Raw genomic sequence first — 12071 nt, 5'->3', positions numbered from 1 at the left:
CGCATGGATATCGGACCCATCCTTTCGACGCTCGGCCGGCATAAGCTCACGGCGACGCTGATCGTCCTGCAGATCGCATTGACGTGCGCGATCCTCTGCAACGCGACTTTCCTGATCGGTGACCGGCTACGCTGGATGCAAACATCCAGCGGGATCGACGATGACCGCATCGTTCGCCTGATGGTCTCCGACATCGGCCCGCGCACCGACACGCACGCCCGGATCGAGGCGGACCTCGCGGCGCTACGTGCCGTCCCGGGCGTGGAAGCGGCGACCGTGACCAACTCCCTGCCGTTCGGCCCCTCCTCGTGGAACACCCCGGTGAGACTCACGCGCGACCAGTCGATGCCGTCCGCGGAAGCCGGCGCGTATTACGGTGAAGCGGCGGCCGAAACGCTGGGCCTTCGCCTCGTCGCCGGACGCTTCATCCGTCCCGACGAGTACACCTGGGTGGACGATCACGCCGGGAAGCAGGTGCGGGGAAGCCCGGTGGTCGTGTTGACACAGGCGCTCGCCCAGCGCCTGTTCCCCGGCCAATCGGCTATCGGCCGGAGCATCTTCATCGGCGACGAGGAATTCCACATCGTGGGCATCGTCGAACGGCTGGCCCGGGCCGGCGACCAGAACCGGGCGGGTGTATACGAAACCCTGTTGCTGCCCTGGCGCATGGTCACCACCTACGGCGGCGGCTTCACGGTCCGCACCCGTCCTGGCGAAGCGGGCAGGGTGCTGCAAGCCGCGGCGGCGGCACTGAAAGCGGTGGACCCGCGCCGTGTCATCGTCGAGAAGCGACTTTACACAGAGGTACGCGACCGTTACTTCGCCACGGACCGCGCGACGACCGTGCTGCTCGTCGGTGTATGCGTGGCCTTGCTCGTCGTCACGGCGCTGGGCATCGTCGGGCTGGCCAGTTTCTGGGTGGCCCAGCGCCGTCGCCAGATCGGCATCCGCCGCGCCCTGGGCGCGAGCCGCGCCGATGTGCTGCGTTATTTCCAGACGGAAAACCTGCTTCTTACCAGCATGGGCATCGTCCTGGGCATGGTGCTGGCCTATGCGATCAACCTGCTGCTCATGCGCGAGTACGAACTCCCGCGCCTTCCGCTCGGTTACCTTCCCGTGGGGGCGGTGGCGCTCTGGCTGCTGGGCCAGGCCGCCGTCCTCGCCCCGGCCCGGCGGGCGGCATCCGTGCCCCCGGTGGTGGCCACCCGTGGATAGAATGGAAAAGAGTGCCGGCGGGGACGCAACCTTTTCGCCGGGAGAGGCATCCATGGCTGCATGCGAAGGGACCAGATGCGCTGCGTATTGATCATCGACGACAACCCCGCCGTGGGCGAGGCGCTTTCGCTTGCGCTCAGCCTGCGCGAAATCCGCCCGCTGGTGGCCCTCACGCCCGACGACGGGTTGGCCGTGCTGGCGCGCGAACGCGTGGATGTCGTCATCCAGGACATGAACTTCACCGCGGATACCACCTCGGGCGAGGAAGGCGTGGCGCTGTTCAAGGCGATCCGCGCCCGTCATGCCGATCTCCCGGTGATCCTGCTCACCGCCTGGACCCACCTGGAGGTCGCTGTCGAACTGGTGAAGGCCGGCGCCGCGGATTACCTGGCCAAGCCATGGGACGACACCAAGCTTCTCGCCACGGTGGAGAATCTGCTCGAACTGTCCGAGTCGACCCGCGAAGTGACCCGTGCGCGGGTGGAGCGCCGCCGCCGCCGCGAAGCGCTGGAAAGCCTCTACGAACTCGATGGCCTGGTCTTCGCTTCCGAAGCGATGAGCCGCACCATCGAGCTGGCCTGCCAGGTCGCGCGTTCGGACGTGCCGGTACTCATCACTGGCCCGAACGGCGCGGGCAAGGAACGCATCGCGGCCATCGTGCACGCCAATTCCGCGGTACGCCGTGGTCCGTTCGTGGCGGTGAACTGCGGTGCGTTGCCGGGCGAGTTGATCGAGGCCGAGTTGTTCGGTGCCGAGGCGGGCGCGTACACCGGCGCGAACAAGGCTCGCGAAGGCCGTTTCGAGATGGCCGATGGCGGTACCTTGTTCCTCGACGAGATCGGCAACCTGCCGCTGCCGGGCCAGATGAAATTGCTGCGCGTGCTCGAGACCGGCCAGTTCGAACGGTTGGGCTCGGGACGCACGCGACACGCCAAGGTTCGCGTGGTGAGCGCCACGAATGCGGACCTGAAGGCGATGATCGCAGCCGGTACCTTCCGCGAAGACCTCTACTACCGGCTCAACGTGATCGACGTGAACCTGCCGCCGCTGTCGGAACGCAGCGACGACATTCTTCCGCTCGCTGAATTCTTCCTCGACGGGCGGGCCACGCTGAGCGAGGATGCCCGGGAAGCGTTGCTGGCCCACACCTGGCCGGGCAACGTGCGCGAATTGAAGAACGCCATCGCGCGTGCGGCGCTGCTGGCCGCGGACGGCAGGATCGAGCCGGTCCACCTCAATCTTCCACCACCGGCGGCCGCCGCCAGCCGCAACCTCGACGAGCCCAGCCGCGAATCGGTCGAGGCGGCGCTGGCCTCGGCGGGCGGAGTGGTCAGCCGTGCCGCGAGCACCCTGGGGCTTTCACGACAGGCGCTTTACCGGCGCATGGAGCGCTACGGGCTGGCGGTCTGATACGTTCGCCTGCATGAAGACCCTCTCGCTCGAAGGACGCATGACCCTCGTCGTGGCCGGTTCGGCCATCGTCGGCGCGCTGGTCTTCGCAGGCGTGTCGATCTGGCCGTTCCCGCAAGTGCTGGCCTGGATACGTGCCGTGCCGGACAAGGCGGGCAAGCTGCCGGCGGTCCCCCCCATCGAGACGTTCGACGGCGGTACGGCGCTGATCATCTGCCTGCTGGTGCTCCTGCCGCTGTCGGCCTGGGTGGCGCATGCGCTCGTGGAACCGTTGCGGCGCCTCATGCGCGCGCTGGAAAGCGCGGTGGCAAGCTACCGCGACGGCGACTTCAGCATGTCCATCGGTACCTCCCGGCGCGACGAGTTGGGCGACCTGATCCGCATGCACAACGCGCTGGGCCAGACCCTGCGCGACCAGCGCCAACACCTCGTCCAGCGCGAGCTGTTGCTCGACACGGTGGTGCAGAACACGCCGGTGGCGCTGGTCCTCACCGACCCGAGCGGAAAGGTCACCTACGCGAACATCGCGGCGCGGCACCTGTTCAACGAGGGACGCGCGCTCGCGGGCCTGGATTTCGACACCGTGCTGGCGGCGATGCCGGAGAGCCTGCGTGAAGCGGCGGCCGGTGGCGAGGACGCCTTGTTCTCGGTCGAGATGGACGGCAGCGAGGAAACCTTCCACCTGTCCCAGCGTGGCTTTCGCCTGCAGGGGCGTCCGCACCGCCTGCAGCTCTATCGCCGCATGACGCGCGAGTTGTCGCGCCAGGAAGTGCACACCTGGAAGCGGGTGATACGGGTGATCAGCCATGAACTCAATAACTCGCTGGCGCCGATCTCGTCGTTGTCGCATTCGGGTGCCGAGCTGGCTCGCCGTGGCGACCTGGCGCGATTACCCGGGGTGTTCGCCTCGATCGGCGACCGTGCGAAACACCTGCACAGTTTCATTGCCGGCTACGCCAGTTTCGCCAAGTTGCCGGCGCCGCAATCCCGGCCTGTCCCGTGGGTTCCCTTCCTCGACGCGCTGGCGCTGCATGCGCAATTCCGCCTTGTCTCGCCGCCACCCGATCAGCCCGGCTGGTTCGACCCGACCCAGGTGGAGCAGGTTCTCATCAACCTGATCAAGAACGCTCACGAGGCGGGTGGGGATGCCACGGAGGTGTCCGTCGCCGTGCACCAGGTCGGGCGCGACACGCTGATCGAAGTGGCCGACCGTGGCCCGGGCATGAGCGAGACGGTGCTCGCCCAGGCCTTGCTGCCGTTCTATTCCACCAAGCGTTCGGGTACCGGCCTCGGCCTGGCCCTGGCCCGCGAAATTTCGGAAGCCCATGGCGGGCGCATCGCCCTGGCCAATCGCGAGGGTGGTGGCCTGCGCGTCACCCTGGTGTTGCCCGCCGGTTCGCCCTGAGGCGCTTCGCCTATACTCCCGGGACATACCGGGATAGGGAGAGACAAGGCCATGGGAAATATCGTCGTCGCGCTGGTCGTGGTGGTCGTCGCCATCATCGTGCTGGCCAAGCTCATTCGTATCGTGCCGCAAGGCTACGAGTGGACGGTGGAGATGTTCGGCAAGTACACGGGCACGCTCACCCCGGGCCTGCACTTCCTCATCCCGTTCGTCTACGCGATCGGGCGCAAGATGAACATGATGGAGCAGGTGCTGGAGGTCCCCTCGCAGGACGTCATCACCAAGGACAACGCCGTGGTCCGCGTGGATGGCGTGGTGTTCTACCAGGTGCTCGACGCCGCCAAGGCGGCCTATGAAGTGGCGAACCTGGAAATGGCGGCGCTTGCGCTGATCATGACCAATATCCGCACCGTGCTCGGCTCGATGGACCTCGACGAAAGCCTCAGCCAGCGCGACGCGATCAACGCCAAGTTGCTGGGCGTGATCGACGAGGCCACGCACCCGTGGGGCGTCAAGGTGACGCGTATCGAGATCAAGGACATTTCGCCCCCGCGCGACCTGGTGGACGCCATGGCGCGGCAGATGAAAGCCGAGCGCGAGAAGCGCGCGAACATCCTCGACGCGGAGGGTTTTCGCCAGGCGGCCATCCTCAAGGCCGAGGGCGAGAAGCAGTCGGCGATCCTCGAGGCCGAGGGAAAGAAGGAAGCGGCATTCCGCGAGGCGGAAGCACGCGAGCGTCTCGCCGAGGCCGAAGCCAAGGCCACCACGATGGTTTCGCAGGCCATCGCCAGCGGCGACGTGAACGCCTTGAACTACTTCGTCGCCAACAACTACGTCGAGGCGCTGAAGGAAATGGCCAAGTCGCCCAACCAGAAGACCCTGCTGCTGCCCATGGAGACCACGGGCATCCTCGGCTCGCTGGCAGGTATCGCGGAGCTCGCACGCGACTCGCTCGCCTCGCAGCAGCGCGCGCCGGCGGAGGCCTCCAACCGCACACCGCCGCTACCGCGCTGATCGCCATGGACCAGATCGCCGTGCATTACCTCTGGTGGATCGTCGCGCTGCTCCTGATCGGTGGCGAGGTGATCCTGCCGGGTTACTTCATGTTGTGGATCGGTATCGCCGCCGCGGCGATGGGCGTGGTGTTGTTGCTGCTTCCCGGGATGGGCGCGCTGGCCCAGGCGGTGCTGTTCGTGGCGTTCGCCTTCGTCTCCTGCTTCGTCTACTGGAAGGTGGTCAGGCCGCGGCTGGAGCGGATTCCCGCAGGCAACGAGCGGCTCAATCGCCGGGGCGAGCAGTTGCTCGGACAGCGCTACACGCTGTGCGAGCCGATCGTGCAGGGCCGTGGCAAGGCCAGGGTGGGCGATGGCATGTGGCTGGTCACCGGCCCGGACCTGCCCCTCGGCGCCACGGTGGAGGTGATCGGGATCGACGGCACGACCTTGCGCGTGAAGGCGGTGGATGTTGGCTGATGCCACGCCGCTGACCGTGCCGGTGGGTTTCGCCACCACCGCGATCAACACCCGCATCGCCTTTCTCACCGAACTGGCGCGGCGGCTGCACCAGTACGGCACCACGGCACCTCGCCTGGAGACCGCCATCAGCCGCTCGGCGCAACGGCTGGGTTTGTCGGCCGAGGTATGGTCCAGCCCTACCGCGATCATCGTTTCCTTCGCCGACCTGGGGCAGGGCGAGGAAAGCGTCGCCCAGGTCACCCAGGTCATGCGGCTTCCGCCAGGTGACGTGAATCTCGGGCGCCTCTGCGAGGCCGACCGCATCGCCGACGCGGTGATCGATGGGCAGATGGAACTGCGCGAAGGATTCCATCTGCTGCGCAAGCTCGGCGCGCCGGAAACCTTCCGTGCCGAGCTCGGCGTGATTGCCAGCTATGGCCTGTGTGCCGCCAGCGTCGTGGCCTTGCTGCTGCATAGCGCGTGGCCCGACCTGGTCACGGCCGGCGTGATCGGCGTGATCATCGGTCTCATCACCGTCGCCTCCGGCAGCCGTCCGCGGCTGGCCGCGGCGAGCGAAGCCATCAGTGCCATGGTGGCCACGATCATCGCGACCGTCGTCAGTGCCTACATCGTGCCGCTGGCGTTGAAGTCGGTGATCCTGGGCAGCCTGATCGTCCTGCTGCCGGGCATGGCACTGACGACGGCGGTACGTGAGATTTCCAGCCAGCATCTGGTGGCCGGGGTCGCGCGCATGGGCGGCGCGGTCGCCACCCTGCTCAAGCTCACGTTCGGCACCGTCGCGGCCAGCCAGTTATGCGAAGCGTTCGGCATCGAACCCCGCAATTACGCGCTGCCACCTCTGCCGGGCTGGGCGGACTGGCCGTCGCTGATCCTGGGCGCGTTTTCGTTCGCCATCCTTTTCCGTGCCGCCCGGCGCGACTGGTTGGTGGTGATGGGGGCTGTGGTGCTGGGCTATCTCGCCACGCGATGGGGCGGCAGTATTTCCGGATCCCTGCCGGGAGCGCCGTTCGGCGTTTTCGTGGGCGGCCTGCTGCTGGGCTCGCTGAGCAATGTGTACGCGCGTTACGCGCAGCAACCGGGAGCGGTGGTCCGCGAACCGGGGATCATCCTGCTGGTGCCGGGATCGGTCAGCTTCCGCAGCGTGTCGTACCTGCTGGACCGCGACGCCTCGCTCGGCATGGACACCGGCCTGCTCGGCGTCACGCTGCTCGTCTCGCTGGTAGCCGGCCTGCTGTTCGGCGACCTCATCGTGGCCCCCCGCCGCTCACTCTGAGAGGCGGGGCGGCTGCACGGGTCATCAGCTTGCGTATTGCGCTACGCCATTGCCGAACGACCAGTTTTCCTTCTTCACTTCCACCAGGCTCACGAAGACGTCGCCAGGCTTCACGCCGGGCGCCTTGCCGAGGTTCTCGGCGATCGCCTTGTACAGTGCCTTCTTCTGCTCGAGCGTACGCGTGTCGTTGAAGGTGATCTGTACGATCACGATATCGTCGCTGCGCTCGATGCCGAGGTAATGGGCGTCGTACACGAGGCCTTCGGTGTCATGTTCGGCGATGACCTGGAAACGGTCGTCAGCCGGCACGCCGATACCGACGAGGGCATCGTGGACGGCATTGCCCAGGGCGGTGCGGTAAGCGGCATCCTTGCCGCGGCGCAGATCGATTCGAACGAGAGGCATGTGCGGCTCCTGGCGTTGAACGTGGGTTAGACCAGCAGATCCTTTTCCTTCTTGCCGGCCTTCAGCGCCTCGTTGAACCAACGCGGGCGCTTGCCACGGCCCGACCAGGTCTGGGTGGGATCGGCGGGATTGCGGTACTTGGCGGCCACGGTGGTACCGGCACGCTTCGATTTGGGCGCGCGTGCGCCGAACACGTCGTCGAAGGTGAAACCTTCGGCCCTGATAAGCGCGTTGATTTTCTCGCGCAGCTTGCTGACCTTTTCCTTGCGCAGTTCGTTCTGGCGAACCTGTGCCTTGGTGATCAACTCGTTGAGCTGGTTGTGATTGAGGCTCTTGATATCGACGGCCATGGGCATCTCCGGGTTATTGCCTGATTAAGGGTTTCGCATGGGGCCATTGGCCCTTCTTGATAATGCGAACACCGGAATTGTGACCCAATTGGCGAGATAATGGCAGTACGACCGGGGATGTGTCGGCTAATAGGAAGCGATTATCGGATTAGCCTTACAGCGGCAGACGTGTGGGAGCCGACCTTGTCGGCGATCCCGCGGCAGCGGGCCAGGTTACGGCAAGCACTCGTCGCCGCTGAAGCGGCTCCCACAAGAGCATCGAGTAAACCGGTTAGGAATAGACATGGGTGGGAGCGGCTTGCACCAAGCCTGATACAGGGGCTCCGGTGTCGGAGCCCCTGGCGAATTTCATGGCATCAGCCGAGCAGGGCAATCAGTTCCTCGCGGGTGACATTGCGGGCTTCGCTGTCGGTGCGCGCGCGGTATTCGAAGGTGCCGGCTTCCAGGCCGCGGCCGCTCACCACCACCCGGTGCGGCACGCCGATGAGTTCCATATCGGCGAACATCGGGCCCGGACGCAGGCCGCGGTCGTCGAGGACGGTTTCGATGCCGGCCTGAGACAATTGCTGATAGATCGACTCGGCGGCTTCCGTCACGGTCGCGTCGTTCTTCGGGTTGATCACGCAGACGGCCACGCGCCAGGGCGCCATGGCCTCGGGCAGGATCATGCCGGCGTCGTCGTGGCGCTGCTCGATGGCGGCGGCCACGATGCGGCTGACGCCGATGCCATAGCAGCCCATGTACATCGTGCGCATCTTGCCTTGCTCGTCGAGCACGCCGGCGCCCATGGCCTCGGCGTATTTCTGCCCGAGCTGGAAGATGTGGCCGACCTCGATGCCACGGCCAAGGCGGATCGTGCCCTTGCCATCCGGCGAGGCATCGCCATCGACGACCTTGCGGAGGTCGGCGACACGGTTGATCCGTGCGTCGCGCTGCCAGTTGGCGCCGGTGTAATGCGTGCCGTCCTGGTTGCCGCCGCAAACGAAGTCGGCGAGTACCGCCGCGCTGCGGTCGACGATGACCGGGATCGACGCGGGTAGCCCCACCGGCCCGATGAAGCCGGGACGCGTGCCCGTGGCGGCGACGATTTCCGCTTCACTGGCCAATTCGGATTCATCCGGCAGTTCGGGGAGGTGGGCGGCCTTCACCTCGTTGAGTTCGTGGTCGCCACGCACGCACAGGGCGACGAGGCCCTCGCGGCCGCGAACGAGGATGGTCTTCACCACCTGCGATGCGGGAACGCCGAGGAAGGCCGTGATCTCCTCGACCGTGCGTTCCTTCGGTGTATCGACACGGGTGAGTTCCGCCGACGGGGCGGGACGCTCGGTGGAAGGCGCGACGGCTTCGGCCAGCTCGATGTTGGCCGCGTAGCTGGACGCATCGGAGAAGGCGAGGGCGTCCTCGCCCGAATCGGCGAGCACCTGGAACTCATGGCTGGCACTGCCGCCGATCGCGCCGGTGTCGGCGTCCACCGCGCGGAATTCCAGGCCGAGGCGAGTGAAGATGCGCGAATACGCCTCGTACATCACCTTGTAGGTTTCGCCGAGCGATTCCTGGGTCAGATGGAAGGAATACGCATCCTTCATGAGGAACTCGCGCGCACGCATCACGCCGAAGCGCGGGCGGATCTCGTCGCGGAACTTGGTCTGGATCTGGAAGAAATTGAGCGGAAGCTGCTTGTAGCTCTTCAGCTCGTTACGCGCGAAGTCGGTGATGACCTCTTCGTGCGTGGGGCCGTAGCAGAATTCCTGTTCCTTGCGGTCCTTGATCTTCAGCAACTGGCCGCCGAACTTTTCCCAACGGCCGGTCTCTTCCCAGAGTTCGCGTGGCTGCACGGAGGGCATCAGCATCTCGACGGCGCCCGCGCGGACCATTTCCTCGCGGACGACTTTTTCCACCTTGCGCAGCACGCGCAGGCCCAGCGGCGACCAGGTATACAGGCCCGAGGCGAGCTTGCGGATCATGCCCGCGCGAAGCATCAGCTGGTGGCTGACGACTTCCGCGTCGGCGGGGACTTCCTTGACGGTGGCGAGGTGGAACTGGCTGAGGCGCATCTGCAAGCGATCCCGACGGCAAAGCCGGGATTATAGGGGGTTTCCAGCGTGCCGCCGCTTCAGCTTTGGCAGTAAAGCGTCATCTGTGCCTGGGCGGTCTTGATCTGGCTCTGCCGCGTGGCGTCGTCCACCTGCTTCATGCCGCCCTTGCCGTCGTCCATGGTGACGACCTTCTCGTTGTTGAGGATGTCGAGGTTCTTGCGCAACTGATCGCAGAGCTTTTGCCGATTGGCCGGCGTGTCGTCGGCACTGGCCGGCGCCTTCGTGCCACTCGCGGCGGTCGCGGCCGTGGCGCTCGCCGCAGGGGCGGGAGCAGGGGCTTCGGCGGTGCCCGAGGTCTTGATCTTCTGGTATTTCATGCCCCCCGGCGGGGGCGCGTCGGCGTAGTGGGTGACGCCCTGGGCATCCTTCCACTTGTAAGCCTGGGCCAGGGCCAGGGGACAGACCGACACGAGGAGTGCGAGAGCTAGGCAACGGCGCATGTGGGTTTCCGGCTGGCTGGATGAATGGCGCAAACAAGTATCACCCGGCGTGGGGGTGCGCAAGCGACGTGGGTCGCGGTTCCCGTCAACGGGCCCGGGACACCCCTTCGCCGGTGCCGGACTGACGCTTCACGGCGCCTGGGATACACTGTCGGCCCATGTCACGGAATGGCCCATGAGCGATCCGACCCAAGTCCGGGGGCCGCGTCACCGCGGTATCTACCTGCTTCCGAACCTGTTCACGACGGGCGCCATGTTCGCCGGTTTCTACGCGATCGTGTCCGCGATCAACGGGCACTACGGCGTGGCCGCCCTGGCCGTCTTCGTGGCAGGCATCCTCGACGGGATGGATGGCCGCGTGGCGCGCATGACCAACTCGCAGAGCGAATTCGGCGTGCAATACGACTCCCTCTCGGACCTGGTCAGCTTCGGCCTCGCGCCGGCACTGGTCATGTACACGTGGGCGTTGTCGTCGCTGGTGGCCTACGGCCCCGTCTGGGGCAAGATCGGCTGGGCCGCGGCCTTCATCTACGCGGTCTGCGCCGCGTTGCGCCTGGCCCGCTTCAACACCCAGGTCGGCGTTGCCGACAAGCGATATTTCCAGGGCCTGGCCAGTCCCGCGGCCGCGGGGCTGTGCATGTCCTTTGTCTGGACGATGGAAAAGTTCGACATCCCGGGCCCGTCCGTGGCGTTCTTCGCCATGCCGCTGGCGGTGGTCGCCGGGCTGCTCATGGTCAGCAACGTGCGGTACTACAGCTTCAAGGCCTGGCCCAAGGGCGATCGCGTTCCCTTCATCTGGCTGATCGCCGCGGTGCTGATCGTGGTGCTGCTGTTGATCGACACGGCTCGCGTGCTGTTCGCCGTGGCGGTGATCTACACGGTGTCCGGACCGGTGATGACACTGTGGGGCCGCGCCGCGCACCGCCGGCGCACGCGTCGCCAAGCCAAGGCTTCGGAGTAAGCGCGATGTCCGCCGTGCCCGAACGCCGCGAACGCTTGCTCAAGGTGATGGGCGTGACGCCCTGGCGCCTGCGGTTCGGCGAGGCGTCGTCCGGATCGGCCGTCCAGCCCGCCAATGACGGGCCGGTGCCGGCAGGCGACCGCGTGTCGTGCGTGGTCATCCTCCCGGCCGGGGCGAGCGAACGCGAATTGGACCTGCTGGGCCGTGCGCTGCGCGCCTTCGGTCCGGTGACGGCACGCGCCGCACGGCTCGAGGTGGGTGAACGCGGATTGGGCGATGTGCCCGCGGCGTCGGCGTACCTCGTCTTCGGCGAGGCGCAGGCCCGTGCCCTGGGTCATGGCCTCCCGGCCTCGGTGATGAGCGCGGCGCACATCGTGCTGGTGGATACACCGGCGGCGATCGTCGCCGACGCGGCTGCGAAGCGCCGGCTCTGGAATGGCTTGCGTGCCCTTGGACGTGCCCTGCGCGGAGCCTGAACCCATGGTCGCCGTGGCTCGTCCCTCCACCGAAGTACGCGCGATGCGCCGCGAGGACCTCGACGCCGTCGTGGCGATCGAGCACGCGTCGTACGAGTTTCCCTGGAGCGCGGGTATCTTCCGCGACTGCATGCAGGCGGGACACAACTGCTGGGTAATCGTCCATGAGGGCGATATCGCCGGCTACGGCATCCTTTCCGTGGCCGCGGGCGAAGCCCATGTGCTGAACGTGTGCATCGCCGCCGCCCAACGCGGTCTCGGTTACGGGCGGCGGATGATGCGCCGGCTGATCGATCTCGCCCGATGGTATGGCGCGGAGCGGATCTTCCTCGAGGTGCGGCCGTCGAATCCCGTGGCGAAGGATCTCTATGACTCGCTGGGCTTCGCCGAGATCGGGAGGCGGCCCTCGTATTACCCCGCGAGAGGGGGGCGAGAGGATGCGATCGTGATGGCGTTGGATATGTCGCCGGAAGAGTGAGGTAGACGGGATCGCGGCCCAGGCCGCTTCCCACCCCCTCTAGCAACGAATCGCGGCCTGGGCCGCGATCCCGGTCGCCTCATTCCC

13 protein-coding genes are annotated in these 12071 nt (G+C 66.5%); 9 read left to right on the top strand and 4 right to left on the bottom strand.

What is annotated here, in order from left to right; genetic code table 11:
• Window positions 1–3 precede the first annotated feature (3 nt).
• The 6 genes from ACR9Y6_RS09835 (at window position 4) to ACR9Y6_RS09810 (ending at window position 6778) form a co-directional block, all read left to right on the top strand.
• Window positions 4–1215, top strand: a complete 1212-nt coding sequence (locus ACR9Y6_RS09835; protein ID WP_481281117.1) for an ABC transporter permease — start codon at window positions 4–6, stop codon at window positions 1213–1215.
• Between the two features lie 75 nt (window positions 1216–1290).
• Window positions 1291–2625 (top strand): sigma-54-dependent transcriptional regulator, encoded by a 1335-nt coding sequence (locus ACR9Y6_RS09830; protein ID WP_481281116.1) that lies wholly within the window; start codon window positions 1291–1293, stop codon window positions 2623–2625.
• A gap of 13 nt (window positions 2626–2638) precedes the next feature.
• Complete coding sequence (locus ACR9Y6_RS09825) at window positions 2639–4030, top strand: sensor histidine kinase (RefSeq protein ID WP_481281115.1); 1392 nt, start codon at window positions 2639–2641, stop codon at window positions 4028–4030.
• Between the two features lie 51 nt (window positions 4031–4081).
• Window positions 4082–5044, top strand: a complete 963-nt coding sequence (locus ACR9Y6_RS09820; RefSeq protein WP_481281114.1) for an SPFH domain-containing protein — start codon at window positions 4082–4084, stop codon at window positions 5042–5044.
• Between the two features lie 5 nt (window positions 5045–5049).
• Window positions 5050–5502, top strand: a complete 453-nt coding sequence (locus ACR9Y6_RS09815) for an NfeD family protein (protein ID WP_481281113.1) — start codon at window positions 5050–5052, stop codon at window positions 5500–5502.
• Complete coding sequence (locus tag ACR9Y6_RS09810) at window positions 5492–6778, top strand: threonine/serine exporter family protein (protein ID WP_371022096.1); 1287 nt, start codon at window positions 5492–5494, stop codon at window positions 6776–6778. Before ACR9Y6_RS09815 ends, ACR9Y6_RS09810 begins: the two co-directional genes overlap by 11 nt.
• A gap of 24 nt (window positions 6779–6802) precedes the next feature.
• Here the strand turns inward: ACR9Y6_RS09810 and ACR9Y6_RS09805 are convergent, their stop codons facing one another.
• From ACR9Y6_RS09805 to ACR9Y6_RS09790, 4 genes are all read right to left on the bottom strand, one after another.
• On the bottom strand, window positions 6803–7183 hold the full coding sequence (locus tag ACR9Y6_RS09805; RefSeq protein WP_426287113.1) for a tautomerase family protein: 381 nt from the start codon (window positions 7181–7183) through the stop codon (window positions 6803–6805).
• Window positions 7184–7209: 26 nt separating this feature from the next.
• Window positions 7210–7533, bottom strand: a complete 324-nt coding sequence (locus tag ACR9Y6_RS09800; protein ID WP_481281112.1) for an H-NS histone family protein — start codon at window positions 7531–7533, stop codon at window positions 7210–7212.
• A 356-nt stretch (window positions 7534–7889) separates the two neighbouring features.
• The gene (locus ACR9Y6_RS09795) at window positions 7890–9587 is read right to left on the bottom strand and encodes a proline--tRNA ligase (protein ID WP_481281111.1); all 1698 of its coding nucleotides are present in this window, start codon (window positions 9585–9587) and stop codon (window positions 7890–7892) included.
• Between the two features lie 59 nt (window positions 9588–9646).
• On the bottom strand, window positions 9647–10069 hold the full coding sequence (locus ACR9Y6_RS09790) for a DUF4124 domain-containing protein (protein WP_481281110.1): 423 nt from the start codon (window positions 10067–10069) through the stop codon (window positions 9647–9649).
• A 175-nt stretch (window positions 10070–10244) separates the two neighbouring features.
• Between ACR9Y6_RS09790 and pssA the strand changes: the two genes are divergently transcribed.
• Genes pssA through rimI form a run of 3 tightly spaced genes read left to right on the top strand, consistent with a single transcriptional unit; the run spans window position 10245 to window position 11984 of the window.
• Complete coding sequence (gene pssA / locus ACR9Y6_RS09785) at window positions 10245–11030, top strand: CDP-diacylglycerol--serine O-phosphatidyltransferase (RefSeq protein WP_481281109.1); 786 nt, start codon at window positions 10245–10247, stop codon at window positions 11028–11030.
• Window positions 11031–11035: 5 nt separating this feature from the next.
• Window positions 11036–11506, top strand: a complete 471-nt coding sequence (locus ACR9Y6_RS09780; protein ID WP_481281108.1) for a hypothetical protein — start codon at window positions 11036–11038, stop codon at window positions 11504–11506.
• 4 nt (window positions 11507–11510) lie between these two features.
• The gene (gene rimI / locus ACR9Y6_RS09775; RefSeq protein WP_481281107.1) at window positions 11511–11984 is read left to right on the top strand and encodes a ribosomal protein S18-alanine N-acetyltransferase; all 474 of its coding nucleotides are present in this window, start codon (window positions 11511–11513) and stop codon (window positions 11982–11984) included.
• The last annotated feature ends 87 nt before the right edge of the window (window positions 11985–12071 follow it).

This window comes from Luteibacter sp. TLI7-4A, from assembly GCF_056754745.1.
The sequence above is the reverse complement of the archived record's forward strand: the minus strand, read 5'-3'. Positions and strand labels throughout refer to the sequence as shown.